Origin of the sequence: Sphingobium soli (assembly GCF_020782245.1) — a bacterium.
GTDB lineage: Bacteria > Pseudomonadota > Alphaproteobacteria > Sphingomonadales > Sphingomonadaceae > Sphingobium > Sphingobium soli.
In genome coordinates this window covers 205,705-229,404 of record NZ_JAJGNP010000004.1, presented here as the reverse complement: position 1 = coordinate 229,404, position 23,700 = coordinate 205,705, and the positions used below count along the sequence as shown (strand labels likewise).

The window sequence follows — 23,700 nt, the reverse complement described above, 5'->3', positions numbered from 1 at the left end:
GTTTCGTCAGCCGGCGGACGCGAAGGTTACGACCAGCGCGTCGCGCCAGGCGGGCTGGTCGGGATCGACCGGGTGGATTGCGGTGACGCCATGGAAAATTCTATGGTCGTCGATCAGCATCGTATCGCCCGGATCGGTAAGGGTGAATTCGCCGAGCGGCATGCCGTCGGGCGCGCCGATGCGGGTAATGCCTTCGCGGACGTTGCGCCGTTCGATCAGCATGACCATCACCCGGTCGACGCCGTCGCGATGCATGCCTTCGGGCGTGGGGCGGCCCTGCTGCGCGACGCTGGCCTCGATCCGGAATTGATGCAGTTCGACATGCCAGTCGCCTGATTTGGCGGGATCGAAACTGTCGGCGCAGAAGGCGAGGATCGCCTGGGCGACAGGATTGGCGATGGTGGCAGGGGCGACAGGATCGAACCAGCGCTGCACGTCGCCATTTAGAGGATTATAGTCGCGGCTTTGCCAATGGGGCTGGTGCGGTCGGCGCGTGAAGACCCCAGCCCGCAGCGCAAAGGTGGCGTGGCGACGGCGGCGATAGCGGCCGCCATCGGCCATGAAGCGATCCGGGCCAAGGTCGTTCCAGCTGGCGGCGAAATCCGCCCAGTCGCGGTCTGCAATGGCGAGCCGTTCACGCATGGCGGCAGCGGGAAGGCGTGCATAGCCGTCCAGCGCCAGCGCGGCGTCGATGCGGGAAAGGCTGTCCGTGTCGCTCATTCTTGTCCCTTAGGCGAAAAGGGGGAACGAGCGACAGGGCCATTTGCCGCCAGCAGGATCGCCAGCGGCTTGCGGGCGTCAGGCGATGGTCGGCACCATGCCGCCTTCGACGCGAAGCGCCGCGCCATTGGTGGCGGCGGCCAGCGGGCTGGCGAGATAGGCCACCATGGCGGCGACCTCGTCCGCTTCGATGAGCCGCTTGATGAGCGAGAGCGGGCGCATGCGGGTGAAGAACTCCGCTTCGCGATCGGCTTCGGGGGCGTCCTTGTCATCGACGACCGAGCGGATGAAGTCGACGATGCCTTCCGATCGGGTGGGGCCGGGCAGCACGCTGTTGACGGTGACGCCGGTGCCGCGCGTATGTTCGGCAAGGCCGCGCGAGATGGCGAGCTGCGCCGACTTGGTCATGCCATAGTGGATCATTTCGGCGGGCGGGAGCAACCCGCTTTCCGAAGCGATGAAGAGGATGCGGCCCCAATTGGCGGCGAGCATCTGCGGGAAATAGTGGCGCGAGAGACGTGCGCCGCTGACCACATTGACTTCAAAGAGGTGATGCCAGTCCGCGTCGCTGATGTCGGCAAAATCCTTTGCCTCATAGATGCCGAGATTGTTGACGAGGATATCGGTGGAGGGAACGGCGGCGATCAGGGCGGCGGCGCCATCAGCCGTCGCGGGATCGGCAAGGACGGGATTGACGGTGCCGCCGACCTGCGCGGCGGCGGCGTCCAGCTTGGCCTGGCTACGGCCGGTGATGGTGACGGCCACCCCTTCGTCTGCCAATCTTTTGGCGATGGCGAGGCCGATGCCGGCAGTCGAACCGGTGACGATTGCGCTTTTGCCCAAGAGCTTCAAATCCATGATGATTTCCTTTGAACCTGACAACGAACTGGAGAGAAGTAAGGCCATGCGCGATTAATGATTAGAGCGCATGTCATCACTTCAGAAGTGAATTGAAATCATGGATAACCGACTGGGCGATATCGAGACATTCCTGATGGTCGCGACCGAAGGCAGCTTTGCCAATGCTGCCAAGGCGTTGCGGTTGACGCCATCGGCGGTCAGCCGGTCGATCGCGCGGCTGGAACAGAGGCTGGGCGTGACGCTGGTGCGGCGCACGACGCGGGCGCTGGCGCTGACGCGCGAGGGCATGGCCTATCGTGACCGGATGATGGTGCTGCTGACCGACATGATGGAACTGGAGACGGGGCTGGGCGAGGAACGGGGCGCGCCGCGCGGCGTGTTGCGGATCAATGCCTCGCCGTCCTTCGGGGTTGAGTGGCTGATCCCGATGCTGCCTGATTTCCGTGCGCGCTATCCGGCCGTCCGCATCGATTTGACGCTGTCGGATGCGATCGTCGATCTGGTCGAGGAGCGGGCGGATATCGCCATCCGCATCGGGCCGCTGCGCGATATGCGGTTGCGTGCGAAGAAGCTGGGGCATAGCCGTATGGCGTTGGTGGCCAGTCCGGACTATCTGGCGCGGCGGGGGACGCCCGCGACGCCCAATGATCTGGCGGGACATGACTGCTTGCGCTTCAGCTTCCGCCGGTCCGTCGATAGCTGGCCCTTCCGCGTCGGGCGAAAGATCGTGCAGCTACCTGTCGAAGGCGCGTATTTCGGCAATTCGGGCGAGGTGGTGCGGCAGATGGCGGTGGCGGGATGCGGCATAGCGCGGCATGGCTATTTTCACGTCGCTCGCGACCTGGAGGCGGGGCGGCTGATAGAAATATTGGCGGACTATGCCGTGGGCGATGGCGAGGATATTCACGCCCTTTATGCCGCGGAAGACCGGACGGCGGCGCGGGTGCGGGCATTTCTCGACTTTCTGGAGGGAATAGAGTTGCCCGGCTGATCGCTCAACGCGAAGGGGCGTGCTGCGCCAGAAGGTTAAGCGCGCGGGTCATCAGCGCAACGAAGCGGGGTTCATCGACCCGTGCGGCCGGATTGTTCCAGCTGGCGCTCAGCGCATACCAGTCGCCATCCCGTGCCTGGGCGAGGAAGTTCATGGCGATGACGCCCGGTTCGCTGCCGCCCTTATAGCCCAGATAGCGCCAGCGTTTCGCGTCGGCGGGGGCGATGCCTGGATTGACCGCCAGGATCGGTAGCGCGTCGCCGCCAGCGCGCCGCAGCCGGTCGAGCAGGGCGATGCTGTCGGTGGGCGAGGCGAACCATTCTATGCTGTCGATCGCGACCGGGCTTTCCGCGACGCTGCCGATATCCACGCTGGCGGCGGTCAGGCGCGCGGCGGCGTCGCGCAGCAGCACGCGGCGGGCGTCGGGCGTGGCGGCGGCATAGCGGGCGCGCAGGTCGGCGGCAGCGGGCATTTTGAGCGCGAAGGCTTCGGCGGTGGTGAGCAGCGGCAAAGTGCGGGCCGGATCGGCATGGCCGCTGGCTGTGACCATGGCGTCCACCCTGTTGCGGCCAAGCGCCAGGAGCAACGTGTCGGCGGCACTGTTGTCGCTTTCGGCGATCATCGCGGTGGCGAGGCTGTGCAGCGTCATCGGTGCGGCGTCAGGCCAGCGCATCAGACGGCCGGAGAAGCTCTTGGGGCCGAGCGGGATGACGTCGCTCCAGCGGCGTTCCCCAGCTGCGGTGGCGCGCGCGAGTTCGGCGAGGATATAGAGTTTGAAGCTGGAGCCGGTCGCCATCTGCACCATGGCGTTGCGGGCGCGGACCAACTGCGGGCCTGCGTTGGTCAGCCGGGCGATGGCGATGGCGCTCTGACCGGGCAGCGCGGCGAGGTCGGTCATGACTTTGTCGAGGCTGTCGTCCCTCGTGCGGGCGCCGACGATGTGCAGGCCGATGACGCGGGCGGGCGGTTGGGGCGCGACGACCAGGGTGAAGCCGACCGTCGCGCGCTCGTAGCGGATTTCGACCTGGCCGGCGGTCGCGCTTTCGGTGCGGACCGCGCCCAGCGCGACCGGCTTGCCATGCTGGGCGCGCAGATCGGCGGCAGTGGCGCGCCACCGATCCACCGGCACGGCGTCAAGGAAGAGCGGGGCGAAGAAATCGGTTTCGTTGCCGGGGGCCGCGAGGATGCGGAGCAGTTGTTGCGCGCGCGCCTGATAGGCGGGGGAGGGAGCGGCGGAGGCCGGCGTCGCTAGGAACATCGTGGCGAGGGCGAGGACGATGGGCCAGGCGCGCAGGGTCATGGACGCGCGCACATGGCGGGAATAGCCCTGTTCTCCGTTTCTCGATTGCGCTCGAAACGACCGGCTGGCGCTGTCATGCGTCGATGGCTTCTTCGTCCACTGCCGCGGCATTTTCCTGGATGAAGGCGAAGCGGTGCGCGGGATTGGTGCCCATCAGCCGGTCGACCAGATCGCGCACCTGCTGCCTGTCCTCGACATCGTCGGGCAGGGTGATGCGGATGAGGCTGCGCGTCTTGGGGTCCATGGTGGTTTCGCGCAGTTGCATCGGGTTCATTTCGCCCAGCCCCTTGAAGCGGCTGACATCGACCTTCTTGCCTTTGAATTCCTTGGCGAGCAGTTGCTCGCGATGCGCGTCGTCCTTGGCATAGAGGCTCTTGCCGCCCGCGGTCAGGCGATAGAGCGGCGGCTGGGCAAGGTAGAGATGGCCGCGCCGCACCAGTTCAGGCATTTCCTGGAAGAAGAAAGTCATCAGCAGCGTCGCGATATGCGCGCCATCGACGTCCGCGTCGGTCATGATCACGACGCGTTCGTAGCGCAGATTGTCGGGATTGCAGTCCTTGCGGATGCCGCAGCCCAGCGCCAGGATCATGTCGGCGATTTCCTGATTGGCGAAAATCTTGGCGGTGTTGGCCGACGCAACGTTCAGGATCTTGCCGCGCAGGGGCAGGATCGCCTGCGTCTTGCGGTCGCGCGCCTGTTTCGCCGAACCACCGGCGCTGTCCCCTTCGACCAGAAAGATTTCAGCACCTTCCGGGTCGTCGTTCGAACAATCGGTGAGCTTGCCGGGCAGACGCAACTTGCGGCTGTTGGTCGCTGTCTTGCGCTTGACTTCTTTCTCCTGCTTGCGGCGCAGGCGTTCGTCCATGCGGTCGAGCACATAGGCCAGCAGCGCCTTGCCCCTGTCCATATGGTCGGTCAGATAATGGTCGAAATGATCGCGCACGGCGTTTTCAACCAGGCGCGCGGCGTCCGGGCTGGTGAGGCGGTCCTTGGTCTGGCTTTGAAACTGGGGGTCGCGGATGAAGACCGAGAGCATGATTTCCGATGACGTCATGATGTCGTCGGCGGTGATGTCCTTCGCCTTTTTCTGCCCGACCAGATCGCCAAAGGCGCGGATACCCTTGACCAGCGCGGCGCGCAGGCCCGCTTCATGGGTGCCGCCATCGGGCGTGGGGATGGTGTTGCAATACCAGCTGTAGCTGCCGTCCGACCAGAGTGGCCAAGCGACAGCCCATTCGACCCGGCCGGCGTCGCCGGGAAAATCCTGATTGCCTGAAAAGAAGACGCTGGTGGCGCATTCGCGGTCGCCGACCTGTTCCTTGAGATGATCGGCAAGGCCGCCGGGGAATTGAAAGACGGCTTCGGCGGGCGTGTCGTCCGACAGGATTTCGGGCGCGCATTTCCAGCGGATTTCGACCCCGGCGAAGAGATAGGCCTTGGACCGGGCGAGGCGGTAGAGGCGGGCGGGCTTAAATTTCTGTTCGCCGAAGATCGCTGTGTCGGGGGTGAAGGCGACCGATGTGCCGCGCCGGTTGGGCGCGCCGCCGACCTTTTCGAGCGGCCCTTGCGGTAATCCCTGGGAGAAGCTCTGGCGGAACAGTTCCTTGTTGCGGGCGACCTCCACCACGGTGGATGTGGACAGGGCATTGACGACCGAGATGCCGACGCCGTGCAGGCCGCCGGAGGTGGCATAGGCTTTGCCCTCGAACTTGCCGCCCGAATGGAGCGTGGTGAGGATGACCTCCAGCGCCGACTGGTTCGGGAATTTGGGGTGGGGGTCTACCGGGATGCCCCGGCCATTGTCGGTGATGGTGAGCCGGTTGCCCGGTTCCAGCGTCACTTCGATGCGGGTGGCGTGGCCGGCGACCGCCTCGTCCATGCTGTTGTCGAGCACTTCGCTGGCAAGATGGTGCAGCGCGCGTTCGTCCGTGCCGCCAATATACATGCCCGGCCGGCGACGGACCGGCTCCAGCCCTTCCAGAACCTCGATCGTCGAGGCGTCATAATCGGTGGACGGGACGGGGCTGGCGGCAAACAGGTCATCGGACATGACAGCAAGCTATAGGCAGGCAGGCGGCGCGTGCAAGCGGCACGGCATGGTGCGACGCAGCAACAATATGTTACGATGAGCCGTGAAACTAATTGAGATCATGATCCGTTTGCACCGCGGAACAGGGGACTTGTCCCAGGCGAGGAGATAAATTTTATGAAAATCAAGATGCTGGCGCCGGTTGGCGCAGTGATGGCGCTCGGCCTGTCGATGCCCGCGATGGCGCAGGACAGCGGAGCGGTGGATTGGACCGGCCCCTATGTTGGCGGATCGTTTGGCTATAATTGGCAGAAGAGCGATGGCGGCGAACATCTGCGGTTCGATACGGACGCCGATGGCGACTATAATGACGTTGTGACAACGACGACCGGTGCCAACGCCTTTTCGCCGGGCACCTGCGGCGGCGCAGCGCGCGGCCCGACGCCTGCATCGGGTTGCAATGACGACAAGGATGCGATCGCCTGGATGGGCCATGTCGGTTATGACATGCAGTTCGGCAGCTTCGTCGCCGGTGTGGTTGCCGAAGCTGGCAAAGCTTATGTCGACGACAAGGTGACAGAATTTTCCACGACTCCCGCCTTCTACACGATGCGCCGCAAGATCGACTGGAACGGCAATCTGCGCGCGCGCCTGGGCTATACGACGCCAAGCGGCATCATGCCCTATATCACTGGTGGTCTGGCCTATGCGAAGGTGAAGAACAATTTCACCACGAGCAACGGCGCCAACAGCTTCACCGAGAACAACCGCAGCGAGGACGGCTGGGGCTGGACCATGGGTGGCGGTGTCGAAGCGAAGGTTTCGGACAATTTCTCGATCGGCGCACGCTATCTGTGGACCCGCTACAATGTCGATGATTATCGCGTCGATGTGGGTGCCGGCAGCGCTCCCGCGACCAACCCGTTTCTGATCACGCCATCGGGTGGCACCAGCATCAACCGCGGCGACAAGTTCGATACGCAGAGCGTGATGGTGACGACCAGCTTCCGTTTCTAAGGTAAGCTCAAGCAACAAAAAAGGGGCCGGTTCCATGGCGGAACCGGCCCCTTTTTGCATTAAGTCGTATCAGCGGACGCGGGGCCCGCCAAAGGGCATGGGCGGCGGCGGGCGGCGCGTGCCGCGCGGCAACTGGGCCTGATAGGCGCGGCCGCAATGTTCGACGCAATAGGGGAAGCCAGGATTGACCGCTTCGCCGCAGAAGTGGAAGTCGGGCTCGCCCGGATGGCCCATCGGCCATTTGCAGATCCGCTCAGTGAGGTCGAGCAGGCTGGTCTTGTCGGCGATTTCCGGGCTGGGCTTGGCAGGCACCAGGCGGCGTGGCGGCGCGGGCGGGATCGGCGCCTGCTGATCGCCCGGACCCTGACGCAGGAAGCCGCCAGGACCGACGGAGATGATGCGAGGCTGCGGCGCGGGCGTGGGCGCGTCCGATGCGGCATCGGCTGCCGGCGCAGCAGGCGGGGCGGCGGGCGCAGCAGGTGCGGCCGCCGGGCGTGGCGGCGGTGGCGGGGCGGAAACCGGCGCGGCGGCGCGGGGCGTTTCGGCTTCAGGCGCGGCGGGCGTGGGCTTGCGGGCAGGCGCGGCGGCACGCTTGGGCGCCTCGTTCGCCTTCACCGGGGACGGGCGGGACTGCAGGCCGAGGCGATGCGCCTTGCCGATCACCGCGTTGCGGCTGACGCCGCCCAGTTCCTCGGCAATCTGGCTGGCGGTCAGGCCGCGTTCCCACATCGCCTTGAGCTGGTCGATGCGCTCGTCAGTCCAGGACAATGAAAAACTCCTTACAGATTTGGGATCACTCCCCATATGGGAAGCCCGCGCATCAGGTTCAAATCCTTTGGACCTGAACCCTTGCAGCACAACGGACCAGCCGATAGTCGATCCCACCATGAACGACCAGCCCAAAATTGCCGCCGACTCGCCCTTTGCCGAGCCGGGCGTGCCGCAGATCCGCAACGTGAACTGGGCCGGGACCTGGGCGCTGTACCGCAAGGAGGTGCGCCGGTTCCTGAAGGTGCAGTTGCAGACGGTGTGGGCGCCTGCGATCACGACCTTGATGTTCCTCATCATCTTCATCGTTGCGCTGGGGGGAAGCGGACGGACGGTTTCGCTGCGCGGCGAGGCGGTGGCCTTTGCTGATTTCATCGCGCCCGGCCTCATCATCATGGGCATGATCAACGCCTGCTTTGCCAATGCCAGCTTTTCGTTGATGGTCGGCAAGGTGCAGGGAACGCTGGTCGACTATCTGATGCCGCCGATTTCGGTGGGCGAATTGCTGTTCGCGTTGGCGGCGTCTTCAGTGACGCGCGCGGTGTTCGTGGGCTGCGCCCTATGGCTGGCGATGGCAGCGTGGCCGGGCGTGCATGTGACGCCCGCGCATCTGTGGGCGGTACTGTGGTTCGGCTTGCTCGGCACCAGTTTCATCGCGTTTCTGGGGGTGCTGACCTCCATCTGGGCGGAGAAGTTCGACCATGGCGCTGCGATCACCAATTTCGTAATCGGGCCGCTGGCGCTGCTGTCGGGCACCTTCTATTCGATCGACCGGCTGCCCGCCTTTTTCCAGGGCGTCAGCCATGCCAATCCGTTTTTCTACATCATCTCCGGCTTCCGCTATGGCTTCGTCGCGGCGGCCGACACCAATGTGGTGGTGGGCAGCGCGGTGCTGCTGGGGCTGAACCTGCTGTTCGGCGGGCTGTGCTATACGCTGTTGCGGCGCGGCTGGAAGATCAAGGCCTGATCGTCAGATGAAGGCCGCGAACAACGGCCCGGCCAGCATGAGGATGATCAGGATCGCCGCGGCCAGCAGCCAGTGATGCAGGCGGGGAGAGCGATCGGACGCCTCCCCATCCTGCGGCAGGCGCATCAGGCCGTCGCCCCGCTTGCGCCGACGCGGGTGAGGGTGAAGCCGGCGTCCTGGGCTTCGGCGAGGGGGTAGATGTTGCGCAAGTCGATGAGCGCCTTGCCGGCCATGGCGGCGGCGATGCGTTTCAGGTCCAGCGCGCGGAAAATGTCCCATTCGGTGACCAGTACCAGCGCGTCGGCGCCGTCGGCGGCCTCATAGGCGTCGCTCGCCATCGTGACGGATGGCATCATCGGCGCGGCGACCTCCATGCCTTCGGGATCATAGGCGACGATGGTCGCGCCGGCATCCTCCAACGCCTGGACGATGGCGAGGCTGGGGGCGTCGCGCATGTCGTCGGTGTTGGGTTTGAAGGTGAGGCCCAAAAGCGCGACTTTCTTGCCGCGCGCGTCGCCGCCCAAGGCCTTGACGATCTTGCGGCCCATGGCGCGCTTGCGCAGGTCGTTGACCTGCACCACCGTTTCCACGATGCGGATCGGCGCGTCATGATCCTGGCCCGTCTTGACCAGCGCGAGCGTATCCTTGGGGAAGCAGGAGCCGCCATAGCCGGGGCCAGCGTGCAGGAACTTGCCGCCGATGCGATTGTCGAGGCCGATGCCGCGCGACACGTCCTGCACTTCCGCGCCCACCGCCTCGCACAGGTCCGCCATCTCGTTGATGAAGGTGATCTTGGTCGCGAGGAAGGCGTTGGCGGCATATTTGATGAGTTCGGCGGTGCGGCGGCCGGTGAACATCAGCGGCGCCTGGTTGAGGTTGAGCGGTCGGTAGACCTGGCTCATCACCGCGATCGCGCGCTCAGAGCCGGTGGTGCCCACGACGACGCGGTCGGGCCGCTTGAAGTCGCCGATCGCCGCGCCTTCGCGCAGGAATTCGGGGTTGGAGACGCACTGAATGTCGAGATCAGGGCGCAGTTCGCGCGCGATCCGCTCGACCTCGTCACCGGTGCCCACGGGCACGGTCGACTTGGTGACGATGACCGCCGGACCATCGAGCGCGCCGACGATTTCCCGCGCCGCAGCATAGACATAGGACAGGTCCGCATGCCCGTCGCCCCGGCGCGAAGGCGTGCCGACCGCGATGAAGATCGCGTCCGCGCCCTTGACCCCGGCGGCAAGGTCGGTGGTGAAGGTCAGGCGACCGGCCGCCGCGTTGCTGCCCACCAGCTGGTCCAGCCCCGGCTCGAAGATCGGCATGCGGCCGGATTCGATCGCCGCAATCTTGCCCGCATCCTTGTCGACGCACACAACGTCATGCCCGAAATCCGCAAAACAGGCCCCCGACACAAGGCCTACATAACCCGTGCCGATCATCGTGATTTTCATGCGATCTTCCCCGCTCCACCCTTGAGAATAAGACCAAGCAGCGCGACTATTCCACAGATTGTCGCCCGTGCCGCTTGCTGCATTGCAGCGCGGAAATACACAAGATGTTCAGCGGCTGTATACCAATTTCTGCGACAGGCGGTGCAGGGAATGATGAGGGAGCGAGATGTGAAGGTGGCCATTGTGTTCGGGACGCGGCCCGAAGCGATCAAGATGTTCCCCGTCGTCCATGCGCTGCAAAGGCGCAAGGGCATTGATACGCGGGTGATCGTGACCGCGCAGCATCGCGGGCTGCTGGATCAGGTGCTGGAAATTGCCGGCATCGTGCCGGACATTGACCTGGACGTGATGGTGCCAAACCAGACGCTGGACGGGCTGACGGCGAAGCTGATCGTCGAACTGGGCAAGGCCTTTGATGCGGAAAAGCCCGATCGCGTGGTGGTGCATGGCGACACGCTGACGACGATGGTGGCGAGCCTGGCGGCCTATTATCGCAAGATTCCGGTCGCGCATGTCGAAGCGGGGCTGCGCAGCGGCGACATTCACCATCCCTGGCCCGAAGAGGTGAACCGGCGGGTGGTCGCCTGCATCGCTGACATGAATTTCGCCCCGACGCAGGCAGCGGCCGATGCGTTGATGAAGGAAAGCCGCGATCCTGCCTCCATCCACGTCACCGGCAATACGGTGATCGACGCGCTGCTGGCGACGCGCGACCGGGTACGTGATACGCCCGCCATGGCGCGGGGGCTGGACGATCTGGCGGCGCGCTTTGCGGGCAGGCGGATCGTGGCGGTGACGACGCACCGGCGCGAGAATTTCGGCGGCGGCATGGAATCGATCGCGCGCGCGATCGCCGACATCGCCGCGCGGCCGGATGTGGCGGTGATCTTTCCGGTTCATCCCAATCCCAATGTCCGCCCGATCATGGATTCCGTGCTGGGCGGCCTGCCCAATGTGGCGATGATCGAGCCGCTGGATTATCCGCATTTCGTGCGGTTGCTGGACATAAGCCATCTGGTGCTGACCGACAGCGGCGGGGTGCAGGAGGAAGCGCCGTCACTGGGCAAGCCGGTGCTGGTCATGCGCGAAACGACCGAGCGGCCCGAGGGCGTCGACGCGGGGACGGCGCGGCTGGTGGGCGCCGATCGCGAGCGGATCGTGCACGAGGTGCTGGCGCTGCTGGACGATGACGCGGCCTATCAGGCGATGGCGCGGGCACATAACCCGTTCGGCGACGGCGGGGCGGCCGAGCGGATCGCGGCCGTGATCAGCGGAGCGTGATGTGGCGGCCGGGTTGATGCCCGGTCGCAGAATGCACCTCAGGCGCGGGCCAGCAATCCTTCGACCAGGCCGTCGAACAGGCGCTTGCCATCGGTCGAGCCATGGGCGGGTTCGATGACGCGTTCGGGGTGGGGCATCATGCCGAGCACATTGCCCGTATCGTTGAGGATGCCAGCGATGTTGCGGGCCGACCCGTTGATATTTTCGGCATAGCGCAGCGCGATGCGGCCTTCGCCCTCCAGCCGGTCGAGCGTGGCGTCATCGGCGAAATAATTGCCGTCATGATGGGCGACGGGATAGCGGATGGTTTCACCGGCGGCATAGCGGCTGGTGAAGGCGCTTTGTGCATTTTCGACGGTCAGCGGCACGTCGCGGCAGACGAAATGACCGCCTGCATTGCGCAGCAGCGCGCCGGGCAGCAGGCCGCTTTCGGTCAGCACCTGAAAGCCGTTGCAGACGCCCAGCACGAAGGCCCCGCGCGATGCCGCCTGCGCCACCGCCTGCATGACGGGCGAACGCGCGGCCATGGCGCCGGACCGCAGATAATCGCCATAGGAAAAGCCGCCGGGCACGCCGATGAGGTCGATGTCGGCTGGCAGATCCGTGTCCCGGTGCCAGATCATGGCGGGCTTGACCCCGGTGGCCGCTTCGAACGCCACCGCCAGGTCGCGGTCGCAATTGCTGCCGGGAAAGACGATGACGGCGCTTTTCATGGCTCAGGCCACCTTTTCGATGCGATAATTTTCGATCACCGTGTTGGCCAGCAGCTTGCGGCACATGGCATCGATATCGTCGTCGCTGGTGCCATCGGCCAGATCGAGTTCAATCAGCTTGCCGGCGCGCACATCATTGACTCCGCCAAAGCCTAGGCCTTCGAGCGCGTGATGGATCGCCTTGCCCTGCGGATCGAGGACACCGCCCTTGAGGGTGACGAAGATGCGGGCTTTCATGGCGTGCTGCTCCTTGGGATCAACCTGGGCCGCGCGGCGGTCGGCGGCGATAATGCGGCACCCCCTAGGCCCGGTGCGCGCGCGAGGCAAGCCATTATGAGTCGGGGGACGAAGGGACGCGGACCTAGTCGCCGCGATGATAATCATAGTCGAAGGCGCGGCCCTGCTGCTTGGTCAGGATCGCGCCGATGATGACGCCGCCGGCGCGGCGGAGCCGATCGACCGCCGTGCGCAGCCCGCCATGATGGTTGCGGCCCCATTCGACGACCATCAAGGTCGCCTGCGTGCGCGTGGCGAGCAGCGGCGTGTCGCCGAGGCCCAGGATCGGCGGCGCGTCGATCAGGATCGTATCATAATGATCGTGCACCGATGCCAGCAGATCGTCGAGCGCGGGGGTGGCCAGCAATTCGGTGGGGTTGGGTGGCACCGCGCCGCAGGGCAGCAGCGAAACGCCGGGTACGCCCGTCGCGATGACGGCGTCGGCAGCGTTCGCCTGACCTGTCAGCACTTCGCTGATCCCCTTGCCGGGCGCGACGCGGAAGAGGGCGTGCTGGACCGGACGGCGCATGTCGCCGTCGACTACCAGCACCGTCTTGTCGAGGGCGGCGAGCGCGCGGGCGAGGGCGTTGAGGGTCAGCGACTTGCCTTCCCCTTCCTGCGCGCTGGTGACGAGGATGGAGCGCGGCAGGCCCCCGGTGGAGGCGAGCAGCAGCGAGCGGGCGATGGGAGCGAAGACTTCGGACGGCTGGGGATTGTCGCCCGTGACCGGCACGGCGCCCAGCAGCGGCAGATCGACCCGCTCCGCCAGCGTTTCGGCCGATGTCACCGCATCGTCAAAGGCGTGACGCGCGCCCACCAGCAGCAGGCCGAGCGCCAACCCGCCGAGCGCGGCGAACAGCATTGTTTCCCCGACTTTGGGTGAAAAGGGGCTGTCGGGCGGGGACGCGCGGTCAAGTGGCTGGATGCGGCCCGCCTGAAAGCCGGCTTGCGAGGCCATGTCGCGATAACGCTGGAGCAGGCTGTCGTGCAGCATGCGATAGGTTTCGACCGAGCGTTCGTACATGCCCATCTGGACGCTGCGGCCACGCGCGGCCTGCGCATCCTGTTCGACATCGGCGATCTCGTCGGCAATCTGCTTTTCGCCGCGCCGGGCGATGTCATAGTCCTGTCGCAGCGAGGCGCGGATGCGATTAGCCATCTGCTGCGCCTGATCGTCGAGTGCGGCGAGCCGGGCGCGCGCTTCGCGCATTTGCGGATGGGCGTCCTTGCGGAATTGCCGTTCCTCGACCAGTTCGGCCCGCGCCTGCGCTCGCTGCGCCATCAAGTCCTGCATCGCGCCGTTGCCGAGCACTTCGGGGAGGGTTTCGGTGGAGGCGGCGCGGGCGCTTTCCCAGCGTTTCTGCGCCGCGATCCGATCGGCCAGCGCCTGGGCGCGCAGGCTGTTCAACTGCGCCAGCCGGCTGTTGATTTCCGATCCCGATGGTCCGGCGGGGCTATTTGCAGAGGATGCGCTGTCCATGTCCGCGCCAGGCGGGATCGGTGCGCCGTTGCGCGCGGCATAGACCGCCAGTTCGCGCTCCGCCCGTTCCAGATCGCGCCGCGCGCCGTCCAGCTCACCCAGCAGGAAGCGCCGCGCCTGAACACCGGACTGGAAGCCGCGTTTCAGGTCCGAGCGGATCAGGCTGTCGGCATAGCCGTTGGCGATTCTCGCCGAGAGCGCCGGATCGGCGCTGACGAAATGGATGCGGATGACCCGCGACTTGCCCGGTAGCTCGACCTCCAGATGATCGCGCAGCAGGGCAATGACGCGCTCCTGCTCGGCCTGGCGCTGGCTCTGGCCGCCGGCTCCGGCTTTCGGGCGGCTGACGCCCATGCCCTGGAAGAAGGTGGGGGTGCCCACCAGCGAAAGGCTGCGCGCGACATCCTGCGCCAGAGCGCGGCTGCGCAGCACTTCCAGCTGCGTCTGCATCACCGTTTCGATGCCGTCGGTGCTGGGGCGCGGTGGCACGCCGGAGCCGGCCGCGCCTGCGGGCACATCCTGCACCTCGACCGAGGCGGTGGCGCGATAATCGGGGGTGGACAAGAGAATATAGAGCAGCGCCACGAGCAGGCAGAGCGCCATGGTGACGAACAGGATCACCCGGTGGCGGCGCAGCAGCAGCCCATAGTCCCGCAGACCGCGCGTCAACCGCGCGCCAAGGCCAAGGCGTTCCGGGCGATCGTGCAGAGGGGGCGTGGTGGCGGCCATGGTCAGTCTCCGTCCAGCGCGATGAAGCCGGCGGCAAGCGCAGGCGCGGCAATGAGCGCGCCGCCAAGGATCGCCTTGGCGCGCGACAGGCCGACGATCACCTGATCGCCCGGCAGGATTTCAGGGTCGGCCGCTTCGCCCTTTCGGATAGCGCCCAGGTCGAACATCGCCGCCTGCCGCTGACCATCGAGCCGGCGGATCACCACGACCTGGCGCGTGTCGGCCAGGCGTGTCGGACCTTTGCCAAGGGCAATTGTCTGCGACAGGGTCAGGCGGCCATCGATCGGATAGAGGCCGGGTTCGCGAATTTCGCCGTCCAGCGTGATGCGACGGCCCACCGCCTTCTTGACGAACAGGCTGACCTGCGGCGAGACGAGATAGCGTTCGCCCAGACGCCCGGCGATGACGTCGGCGGCTTCGCTGGCGGACAGGCCCGCGACCGGAACCGCGCCAATCAGGGGCATCCGCACCATGCCCTGCGCATCGACCTGTGCGTCTTCCAGCGACAGGTCGGGTTCATGATAGACCCGGATGCGCAGCACATCGTCGGGGGAGAGGCGATAGTCCATGCCGACGGCAGGCGGCGGAGGAATGACCGCATAAGCCTGATCCCCGCGCGGCGCATCCTCGACGGTGGCGCAGGCCGCGACGCTGCCCAGCAACAAGGCGGCCATGATCGCGCGCGGCGCAGGCTGTCGCATCATGCCTCATGTCCCCCATCGGCCGTTGCTTTCGCACGCGCAAAAACATCGTGCCTGGCGGGGGTTAGCGGCGGGGCGGGGCAATGGCAACCGCGTGCGCGACGGGCTGCGCCGTCGCGGCCCTGTTCAGACCGCGATGCGCCCCGATGTCGACGCTGCCGCTCGGCGGGGCTGATCGGGCCAGATTCCCCGCGTATCATAGACAGCCTTGTCGGCGCGTTCGTCGACGGGGACGGATTTGAACATGTCATGATCGACCAGAATGACGAACACGCCACATTGTTCCAGAGCCGTATCGAGATCGATAAGTTCTGCACCCGTGCCGGCGAAGTCCATCGGCAGTTCCCGGGCATAGGGTTCGACCAGCTTGATGCGGCGGCCATAGCGGCGGGCGAGTCGCGCGGCGACCTTCACGGCCGGGCTTTCGCGGAAATCGTCAATGTTCGCCTTGAAGGCGAGGCCGAGGCAGGCGATGTCCTCGCCAGCGAAATCGTCGATCAGGTCGGATGCCTTCGCTACGACATGATCGGTCTTGCCGTCATTCACTTCGCGCGCGGTGCGGATGATGCGAGCATTTTCCGGGTCGCCATGGACGATGAACCACGGATCGACCGCGATGCAGTGACCACCGACGCCCGGGCCGGGATTGAGGATATTGACGCGCGGATGCCGGTTGGCGAGGCGGATCACCTCCCACACGTCGATGTCCATATTGTCGGCAATGACGGACAATTCATTGGCGAAGGCGATGTTGACGTCCCGAAAGCTGTTCTCGACCAGCTTGACCATTTCGGCCGCGCGGGCGGTCGTCGTGATGCAGGCGCCGCGCACGAACTGGCGGTAGAAGCCCAACGCCTTGCGGGCGCAGCGCGGCGTGATGCCGCCGATGCAGCGATCATTGTCGATCAGCTCCACCAGGATGCGGCCGGGCAGCACGCGTTCGGGACAATAGGCGATGGCGACGTCGCCCTGCACGCCCATGCCCGGCATTTTGAGGTCGGGACGCAGCTGCGCGAAAATGTCGCGCATCGCTTCGGTCGTGCCGACGGGCGAGGTGGATTCGAGGATCACCGTATCGCCAGCCTTGAGCACCGGGGCGACCGTGCGGGCGGCCTTGAGCACATAGGAAATGTCAGGCGCGCGATCCTCTGCCACCGGGGTCGGCACGGCGATGATGAAGACGTCGCTTTCCTCCACCGTCAGGCTGGCGCGCAGATTGCCGCGTGCGACGACGCCCTGCACCAGCCCGTCAAGATCGACTTCCTCGATATGGACGCGGCCGGAATTGACGGTTTCCACGACATGGGGCGAGACGTCGATGCCCACCACCTGGCACCCGCCGCGCGCGATCAGCGCTGCGGTCGGCAGGCCGATATAGCCAAGGCCGATAACGGAAACCTTTTGCTTGGTATCGACGGGCATGGAGCGGCAAATCCCCTGTTCAACGGCAATGATTAGCGGCTTTTGGCCGAAATTGCTGAAGAATTCGGTAATGGCAAGGGCAGGGCGGAGACGCGCCCTACCACGGCCATCAGCGCCAGAGCGTCGCCAGCATCGCCATCATGCCATGGTCGTCCGCCGCCTGGCGCGGACGGGGCGCGCCATAGCCGCGACATTCCAGGCAGTCCGCGCGCACCCCCGCGCCCGACACGAGCCCGCGCACGTCGCTGACCGCCTGCAACGCCCAGCCGCGCTGGAGCCAGGCCTGACGCGCCAGCATGTCGCGCGGGGCGGTGGCGTCGTCGCTTTCCCGTTCAGCGAATTCCTGCAACCATTCGGCCCATTTGTCGGGCTGCTTTTCGATGCGGAAGGCGCGTGCCTTTGCCGGATCGACCTTTGCGCGGCGGGCCGCTTCGGCAATCGCATCCTCCAGCCCGCCGAACCGGTCGACCAGACCAAGCTGGCGCGCGGTGCCGCCGTCCCAGACGCGACCCTGCGCGATACGGTCGATCTGTTCCGGCGTCTTTTTGCGCGATTGGGCGACGAGGCCGACGAAGCGGCGATAGATATCCTCAACGCCCAATTGCATGATCTGGTCGAATTCGGGCGTGGTGCCGCCGGCCAAGTCGGGCTGACCCGACAAGGGCGTGGTGCGCACGCCATCGGTGGTAATGCCCATTTTCGCCAGCGTGCCTTCAAAGCTGGGCAGGATGCCGAAGACGCCGATGGAGCCGGTGATGGTGTCCGGCTCGGCAAAGATGACATCGCCTGGTGTCGAGACCCAATAGCCGCCGCTGGCCGCGACATTGGCCATCGACACGACGACGGGCAGGCCATCCTCCTTCGCCTGCATGATGGCGCTGCGGATCTTTTCCGACGCCATGACCGACCCGCCCGGCGAATCGACGCGGACGACCAGTGCCTTGAGATTGCCCTTATCGAGCGCGCTCAGCAGCAGGTCGGAAATCGTGTCGCCCGCAGCGGTGCCGGGGCCGGCTTCGCCATCGACGATGTCCCCCGCGACCGTCAGCACGCCGATCTGCCCGTTGTTGGCGGGTGCGCGGGCCTTCACATAGGAGCGCAGGTCGATGGCGGCAAAGCCGGTGGCATCACCGGCCGCCGAATCCCCGGCAATGTCCGCGACATGATCGGCAAAAGCGGTGGCGTCACCCAGCTTGTCCACCAGGCCAGCGGAGAGCGCGGCCTTGGCAATATCGCCATTGGCGGCGCGGGCAGCGGCGGCGGGATCGCCGGCATAGGCCGCGATCCTGGCGCGGGGGCGCGCCTTGGCTACATCATCCTGCCATTGCTGCCACAGCGCCTCGGCCAGCGCCTGATTGGCCTGGCGCGCTTCGGGCGATTGTTCGGTGCGGATGAAGGGTTCGACGAAGCTCTTGTAGGTGCCGACGCGATAGACATGGGTGTTGACCCCCAGCTTGTCGATCAGCCCCTTATAATAGAGGTTGGAGCCACCCCGGCCCATGATCGCCACGCCGCCGAGCGGATCGGTCCACACTTCGCTGGCATGGGCGGCGAGTTGATAGCTGTCGTCGCTGTAGAGCGTAGCGTAGGCGAGCACAGGCTTCTTCGCCGCGCGCACAGCATCGAGCGCCGCGCCGATACGGCCGAGCGCGACCTGACCGCCGCCCAGAAACCCGTCGAGGTTGAGGACCACCGCCTTGACCTTCGCATCGCCTTTGGCCGCTTCCAGCGCGGTGACGATGTCGGACAGGCGATATTCCCTGGCCTCAGGCGCGCCGCCGCTCAACAGCGCGGTCGGGCTGATTTCGGCGGGCTGTTCAACGACCGTGCCGTTAAGTTCCAGCAGCAGCGCGCCGGTGCTCACCGACTTGGCCGGCTTGGGCGAATAGGACAGGGCGGTATAGAGCGCGCCGAAGAAGAGCAGCAGGAACAGGAGGACGAGACCGTCCTTGATCGCGACCACTATGCGCCATGCGCCCTTCACAAATGCCAAGTCGGCTGCTCCTCATGTCTAAACCCGCGATCTGTGCTTCTGGCGCTATCGCATCAACGCTTGCGCTGCAATGTGGGGCATGTGTCGCCCGCGACAAGCTTGCGCGCACGATTTTGCCCGTTATGGGAAAGCGCATCATTCGCCGCTGTCGTGCAGGAGATGCGTCCCATGCCCACCCTCGTCCTTATCCGCCATGGCCAGTCCGCCTGGAACCTGGAAAACCGCTTCACTGGCTGGTGGGACGTGGACGTGACCGAAAAGGGCGTTGAGGAAGCGCGCGCGGCCGGAAGGTTGATGGCGGAAAAGGGGCTGGACTTTGACCAGTGCTACACCTCGCTCCAGACCCGCGCGATCAAGACGCTGAATCTGGCGCTGGAGGAAATGGGGCGACTGTGGCTGCCGGTCGAGAAGGACTGGCGGCTCAATGAACGCCATTATGGCGGTCTGACCGGCCTTAACAAGGCGGAGACGGCGGAGAAGCATGGCGATGAGCAGGTGAAGATCTGGCGCCGCAGCTTCGATATTCCGCCCCCGGTGATGGAAGCGGGCAGCGCGTTCGACCTGTCGGGCGACCGCCGCTACGCGGACATCGCGATTCCATCGACCGAATCCTTGAAGGACACGATCGCGCGCGTCCTGCCCTATTGGGAATCGGTGATCGCACCGGACCTGAAAGCCGGCAAGCGGGTGCTGATTTCCGCCCACGGCAATTCGCTGCGGGCGCTGGTCAAGCATCTGTCGGGCATTTCCGACGACGAGATTACGGGCCTGGAAATCCCGACCGGTCAGCCGATCGTCTATGAGCTGGCAGACGACCTGACCGCCACCGACCGCTATTATCTGTCGGAGAGGTAGAAGAATTCAATGCCAGACTGCCCATTCGAATGAACCGTCTATATTTACCTTCACAGCTTCCAATCCGATAATTTTTGCTAATCTGGCGTTGGCTAAATTCAGCAGATTGGTGGGGACGGGTACGGAACCTTTCAACCAGACCTCAGTGATTGCGTGAGTGGCCATTGGAAGCCAAAGCGAGCAATAGGATGGCCCTTGTTCGTCTTCGATTGAAGACGTGAGAATGCCAAGAAGATGTCCGTTTTTGTCAAATACCGGCCCACCACTCATCCCCCCGATTGTAAGACACTTAACTTCTATGCAGGCATGTGGGATCATGACCCGATCCCGCCCCTCAGGGTAAATCGCCGACGTTTCCCCGATTCCTACTCGAAGTTGCAATCCAACGGGCTCGCCATGAGCTACGTGCGTTGGACTTCTCAAACCGGCAAACATGATTTGCTCGCCTATTACAGGCGTTCTTGTCGTCATCTCGACGCACGATATGCCTTCTGCCGGAAAATCAGAGCGGAGTCTTAATCTAAGTATCGCGATGTCAGAATCGCTAGCACTGAATTCTAAAATATCCCATATGAGTAAATCATCATTTTCTAATATTGAAACGCCTTGTACGGTTATATTTGAGTTTCTCAATTCGTCCAGACGGTCTTCAAATATGTGTTTAGCTGATATTGCGATTCCCGGAGAAACGAGCACCGCGCAGCCTTCTGATGCTTGGCCATCTGGCCCACTGAATATGATGGCAATAAGCGAACTTCCGAAATAGCCCCAATCTGCGACCTCGCCAGATCGATTTCCTTCATCGTGAAGATAGCGTTGGAAGTTGAATGATACGGCCATTCCCGCTGGAGCGTTTTCCGTTGGGTCACCTTTTACGATGCCAAAAACTCGATCTTTCGACATGTCGATTGCCTCGGTCGTTAGGATAAATTTCAGAGCAATAAAACATTTCTACTTAATGAAGTTTAGGCGTTTATGGGTCTAAAAATGTATGGCCGCGCGACGAGAGAAATCTCACATTGCCCCCTGACGGTACGGCCGCTAAGGGGCTTTGCTTTCCGCGCCATCAGGGGACATCAGCACGGTCATGAGCGCTATCGACGTCGGCATCATCATGGGGTCCCGTTCCGATTGGGACACGATGCGGCATGCGGCCGAGACGCTGGAGGCGCTGGGCGTCGCGCATGAATGCAAGGTGGTGTCGGCGCACCGCACGCCGCAGCGGCTGTATGATTATGCCAGCGGCGCGGCGGCGCGGGGGCTGAAGGTCATCATCGCGGGCGCGGGCGGGGCGGCGCATCTGCCCGGCATGGCGGCGGCGATGACACGCCTGCCGGTGTTGGGCGTGCCGGTCGAATCCAAGGCATTGAAGGGCATGGACTCGCTGCTGTCGATCGTCCAGATGCCCGGCGGCATTCCAGTCGGCACGCTGGCGATCGGCAAGCCCGGCGCTATCAATGCGGGCCTGCTGGCGGCGGCGATCCTGGCGACGGGCGACGCTGCGTTGGCGCAGCGGCTGGACGATTGGCGCGCGCGGCAGACGCAATCCGTCGCCGATACCGTCGAAGACTGACAAGAATCAGAACAGGACCGCCATGACGATCATCCCGCCCGGTTCCACCATCGGCATCCTTGGCGGCGGCCAGCTGGGCCGGATGATCGCCGTCGCCGCGGCGCAACTGGGCTATCGCACCCATATTTTCGCACCCGAAGACAGCGGGCCGGCCGCCGACGTATCGCCCAACTGGACGCACGGCGCCTATGAGGATGCCGCCGCCCTGTCCGCCTTCGCCGACAGCGTCGATGTCGTCACCTATGAGTTCGAGAATATCGACCCGTCCGCCGTCGACACGCTGGCGCGTCATGGGCTTGTGCGACCGGGCGCGCAGGCGCTGCGCGTGGCGCAGGACCGGCTGGCGGAAAAGCGGTTCGTCTGCGATCTTGGCGGGCTGACCGCGCCCTTCGCGCCGGTGGAAAGCCTGGACGATCTGGAATCGGCGGTCGAGACGATAGGCAGCCGCGCGATCCTGAAGACCAATCGCATGGGCTATGACGGCAAGGGGCAGGCGCGCCTGGCCGAGCCGGGCGATGCGGTGGGCGCGTGGAACGCGATCGGCCGGCAGAGCGCGATCCTGGAAGGGTTCGTGACCTTTGCCGAGGAATTTTCCGTCATCTTGGTTCGCGGCGCGGACGGCGCAGTGCGATTCTGGGATTCGCCGGCCAATGTCCATGTGGACGGCATATTGTCGACATCGACCGCGCCGGCCGGGCCGCTGATCGAGGGGCAGGTCGAACAGGCACGCGCGCTGGCCAAGCAGGTGGCCGATGCGCTGGACTATGTCGGCGTGCTGACACTGGAATTTTTCGCGAGCGCCGACGGCCCGGTCTTCAACGAGATGGCGCCGCGCGTCCATAATAGCGGCCATTGGACCATCGAAGGCGCGGTGACGAGCCAGTTTGAAAATCATGTGCGCGCCATTTGCGGCCTGCCGCTGGGCGAAACGGGTCTGGCCGCGCCGCGCGTCGAGATGCGCAACCTGATCGGTGACGATGTGGCGGCGTGGGCCGATATTCTGCGCGATCCGGCCAACCATCTGCATCTTTATGGCAAGCATGAGGCGCGCCCTGGCCGCAAGATGGGGCATGTGACTCGGCTGGCGCTGTGAGCAAGATCATCCTTGTCCTCGCCCGCGCCGACAACGGCGTGATTGGCCGGGACGGCGACCTGCCCTGGCGGTTGCCGGCGGATTTGAAGCATTTCAAGGCAATCACGGCGGGCCACCCGATGCTGATGGGGCGCAAGACGTTCGACAGCCTGCCCGGATTGCTGCCGGGCCGCCGTCATATCGTGCTGACCCGCGACCGAACGTGGCGGGCCGAGGGGGCGGAGGTAGCCCATGATGTGGACGGGGCGATCGCACTGGCGCAGGCGGCGAGCCTGATGGTCATTGGCGGCGCGGAGATATATCGCCAGGTCCTGCCAATCGCGGACCGGATCGAACTGACCGAAGTGCATCTGGACGCGGACGGCGACACGAGCATCGCCTATCCCGATGCGGCGGATTGGCGCGAAACGGCGCGGGCCGATCACGCCGCTGTGGATGGCCGCCCCGCCTACAGCTTCGTGACGTTCGAGCGGCGCGCGCACTGATGGCGGGGGCGAATGAGTGCGCAATCCGCCTCCATTGCCAGTTTTTCGTCCTGTCCCTATAGCGCGGCGCATGGAGCGGCTTTCCAGCAGCGCCCCGGTCCCGCCGCATTTGCGCGGGAGCGTCATGGCGCTCGGCAATTTCGATGGCTTTCATGCCGGGCATCAGGCGGTAGTCGGACGCGCGATCGCGCGCGCGAAGGCCGAGGGACGGCCGGCGATCGTCGCGACGTTCGATCCGCATCCCATGCGGCTGTTCCGGCCCGATACGCCCAGCTTTCGTCTGACCACGCTGGATCAGCGGGAGGCATTGTTCGCCCGTGCGGGGGCGGACGCGATGATGGTGTTCGATTTCACGCCGGCGCTCGCGGCACTGGAGCCGGCGGATTATGTCCGGCTGCTTAGTGAGGATATGGGCGTCACCGCCGTCGTGACGGGGGAGGATTTCACCTTCGGCCGCGCGCGCAGCGGTACGGTCGACAGCTTCGCAGCGCTGGGACTGTCGGCGCAAGCGGTGGGGCCGGTCAGCGATGCGCAGGGCATCATTTCCTCCACCCGCGTGCGTGAGGCGCTGCGCGCGGGCGACTGCGAGACGGCGTGCCGGCTGTTGACCCGGCCTTTCGCGATCCGGGGCGTGGTGCAGCATGGCGACAAGCTGGGCCGCACGATCGGCTTTCCCACCGCCAATATCGACATGGGGCCGTATCTGCGACCGGCCTATGGCATTTATGCGGTGCGCGGCATCCTGCCCGATGGGCGGGTGCTGGACGGGGCGGCGAATCTGGGCATCCGCCCCAGTTTCGATCCGCCCAAGGAATTGCTGGAGCCGCATTTCTTCGATTTTGCCGAAAGCCTCTATGGCCAGGAGGTGGAGGTGCAGTTGATCCGCTATCTGCATGGCGAGCGCAAATATGACGGGCTGGACGCGCTGACCGCCGGCATTGCCCAGGACTGCGCCGACGCGCGGCAAATCCTTGCGGGAACGCCCATGCTCGCGTAGGGCA

Annotated in this window: 23 protein-coding genes; 9 read left to right on the top strand and 14 right to left on the bottom strand. The window is 65.0% G+C overall.

Features of this window, described 5'->3' with window-relative positions:
• Positions 1-6: 6 nt before the first annotated feature.
• Positions 7-720: a 2OG-Fe dioxygenase family protein gene (locus LL253_RS07600; RefSeq protein WP_228226779.1), complete on the bottom strand. Its 714-nt coding sequence runs from the start codon at positions 718-720 to the stop codon at positions 7-9.
• Between the two features lie 78 nt (positions 721-798).
• Entirely contained in the window at positions 799-1,578 is a 780-nt protein-coding gene (locus tag LL253_RS07595; protein WP_228226778.1) for an SDR family NAD(P)-dependent oxidoreductase, read from the bottom strand.
• Positions 1,579-1,678: 100 nt separating this feature from the next.
• Between LL253_RS07595 and LL253_RS07590 the strand changes: the two genes are divergently transcribed.
• Positions 1,679-2,572: a LysR family transcriptional regulator gene (locus tag LL253_RS07590; RefSeq protein ID WP_228226777.1), complete on the top strand. Its 894-nt coding sequence runs from the start codon at positions 1,679-1,681 to the stop codon at positions 2,570-2,572.
• Positions 2,573-2,576: 4 nt separating this feature from the next.
• Here LL253_RS07590 and LL253_RS07585 read toward each other — a convergent pair whose 3' ends face one another.
• Complete coding sequence (locus tag LL253_RS07585; RefSeq protein WP_228226776.1) at positions 2,577-3,872, bottom strand: serine hydrolase; 1,296 nt, start codon at positions 3,870-3,872, stop codon at positions 2,577-2,579.
• Between the two features lie 73 nt (positions 3,873-3,945).
• Entirely contained in the window at positions 3,946-5,922 is a 1,977-nt protein-coding gene (gene parE, locus LL253_RS07580; RefSeq protein WP_228226775.1) for a DNA topoisomerase IV subunit B, read from the bottom strand.
• A 156-nt stretch (positions 5,923-6,078) separates the two neighbouring features.
• On the opposite strand from parE, the gene LL253_RS07575 reads away from it, so the two are divergent.
• A complete protein-coding gene (locus LL253_RS07575) occupies positions 6,079-6,918 on the top strand; it encodes an outer membrane protein (RefSeq protein WP_228226774.1) in 840 nt (279 codons plus the stop codon).
• Between the two features lie 69 nt (positions 6,919-6,987).
• On the opposite strand, the gene LL253_RS07570 is transcribed toward LL253_RS07575, so the two are convergent.
• Positions 6,988-7,686 (bottom strand): GcrA family cell cycle regulator, encoded by a 699-nt coding sequence (locus LL253_RS07570; RefSeq protein ID WP_228226773.1) that lies wholly within the window; start codon positions 7,684-7,686, stop codon positions 6,988-6,990.
• Positions 7,687-7,804: 118 nt separating this feature from the next.
• Between LL253_RS07570 and LL253_RS07565 the strand changes: the two genes are divergently transcribed.
• Positions 7,805-8,653 carry an ABC transporter permease gene (locus LL253_RS07565; RefSeq protein ID WP_228220549.1) on the top strand — a complete coding sequence of 283 codons (849 nt, stop codon included), beginning with the start codon at positions 7,805-7,807 and terminating at the stop codon, positions 8,651-8,653.
• A gap of 3 nt (positions 8,654-8,656) precedes the next feature.
• On the opposite strand, the gene LL253_RS19770 is transcribed toward LL253_RS07565, so the two are convergent.
• A complete protein-coding gene (locus tag LL253_RS19770; RefSeq protein ID WP_266100906.1) occupies positions 8,657-8,779 on the bottom strand; it encodes a hypothetical protein in 123 nt (40 codons plus the stop codon).
• The gene (locus LL253_RS07560; RefSeq protein WP_228226772.1) at positions 8,779-10,098 is read right to left on the bottom strand and encodes a UDP-glucose dehydrogenase family protein; all 1,320 of its coding nucleotides are present in this window, start codon (positions 10,096-10,098) and stop codon (positions 8,779-8,781) included. The genes LL253_RS19770 and LL253_RS07560 overlap by 1 nt, the downstream gene beginning before the upstream one ends.
• Positions 10,099-10,266: 168 nt before the next feature.
• On the opposite strand from LL253_RS07560, the gene wecB reads away from it, so the two are divergent.
• Positions 10,267-11,379, top strand: a complete 1,113-nt coding sequence (gene wecB / locus LL253_RS07555; RefSeq protein WP_323133406.1) for a non-hydrolyzing UDP-N-acetylglucosamine 2-epimerase — start codon at positions 10,267-10,269, stop codon at positions 11,377-11,379.
• Between the two features lie 38 nt (positions 11,380-11,417).
• Here wecB and purQ read toward each other — a convergent pair whose 3' ends face one another.
• The 6 genes from purQ to sppA form a co-directional block, all read right to left on the bottom strand.
• Positions 11,418-12,092: a phosphoribosylformylglycinamidine synthase subunit PurQ gene (gene purQ / locus LL253_RS07550; RefSeq protein ID WP_009821547.1), complete on the bottom strand. Its 675-nt coding sequence runs from the start codon at positions 12,090-12,092 to the stop codon at positions 11,418-11,420.
• Positions 12,093-12,095: 3 nt separating this feature from the next.
• A complete protein-coding gene (purS, locus tag LL253_RS07545) occupies positions 12,096-12,329 on the bottom strand; it encodes a phosphoribosylformylglycinamidine synthase subunit PurS (protein WP_009821548.1) in 234 nt (77 codons plus the stop codon).
• Positions 12,330-12,453: 124 nt separating this feature from the next.
• Entirely contained in the window at positions 12,454-14,577 is a 2,124-nt protein-coding gene (locus LL253_RS07540; RefSeq protein WP_228226770.1) for a GumC family protein, read from the bottom strand.
• A gap of 2 nt (positions 14,578-14,579) precedes the next feature.
• Positions 14,580-15,281, bottom strand: a complete 702-nt coding sequence (locus tag LL253_RS07535; RefSeq protein WP_228226769.1) for a polysaccharide biosynthesis/export family protein — start codon at positions 15,279-15,281, stop codon at positions 14,580-14,582.
• A 123-nt stretch (positions 15,282-15,404) separates the two neighbouring features.
• On the bottom strand, positions 15,405-16,700 hold the full coding sequence (gene wecC / locus LL253_RS07530; RefSeq protein ID WP_228226768.1) for a UDP-N-acetyl-D-mannosamine dehydrogenase: 1,296 nt from the start codon (positions 16,698-16,700) through the stop codon (positions 15,405-15,407).
• Positions 16,701-16,809: 109 nt separating this feature from the next.
• Positions 16,810-18,693, bottom strand: coding sequence for a signal peptide peptidase SppA (sppA, locus tag LL253_RS07525; RefSeq protein ID WP_228226767.1), 1,884 nt, complete (start codon positions 18,691-18,693; stop codon positions 16,810-16,812).
• Positions 18,694-18,861: 168 nt separating this feature from the next.
• Here sppA and gpmA point away from each other — a divergent pair, with 168 nt between their 5' ends.
• Entirely contained in the window at positions 18,862-19,548 is a 687-nt protein-coding gene (gpmA, locus tag LL253_RS07520) for a 2,3-diphosphoglycerate-dependent phosphoglycerate mutase (protein WP_228226766.1), read from the top strand.
• A 6-nt stretch (positions 19,549-19,554) separates the two neighbouring features.
• On the opposite strand, the gene LL253_RS07515 is transcribed toward gpmA, so the two are convergent.
• Complete coding sequence (locus tag LL253_RS07515; RefSeq protein ID WP_228226765.1) at positions 19,555-20,451, bottom strand: S1 family peptidase; 897 nt, start codon at positions 20,449-20,451, stop codon at positions 19,555-19,557.
• 184 nt (positions 20,452-20,635) lie between these two features.
• On the opposite strand from LL253_RS07515, the gene purE reads away from it, so the two are divergent.
• From purE to LL253_RS07495, 4 genes are all read left to right on the top strand, one after another.
• Entirely contained in the window at positions 20,636-21,121 is a 486-nt protein-coding gene (purE, locus tag LL253_RS07510; RefSeq protein ID WP_009821554.1) for a 5-(carboxyamino)imidazole ribonucleotide mutase, read from the top strand.
• Positions 21,122-21,143: 22 nt separating this feature from the next.
• Positions 21,144-22,214, top strand: coding sequence for a 5-(carboxyamino)imidazole ribonucleotide synthase (locus LL253_RS07505; RefSeq protein WP_009821555.1), 1,071 nt, complete (start codon positions 21,144-21,146; stop codon positions 22,212-22,214).
• A complete protein-coding gene (locus LL253_RS07500; RefSeq protein WP_009821556.1) occupies positions 22,211-22,699 on the top strand; it encodes a dihydrofolate reductase in 489 nt (162 codons plus the stop codon). Before LL253_RS07505 ends, LL253_RS07500 begins: the two co-directional genes overlap by 4 nt.
• A gap of 70 nt (positions 22,700-22,769) precedes the next feature.
• Complete coding sequence (locus LL253_RS07495; protein WP_228226764.1) at positions 22,770-23,696, top strand: bifunctional riboflavin kinase/FAD synthetase; 927 nt, start codon at positions 22,770-22,772, stop codon at positions 23,694-23,696.
• Positions 23,697-23,700: the final 4 nt, after the last annotated feature.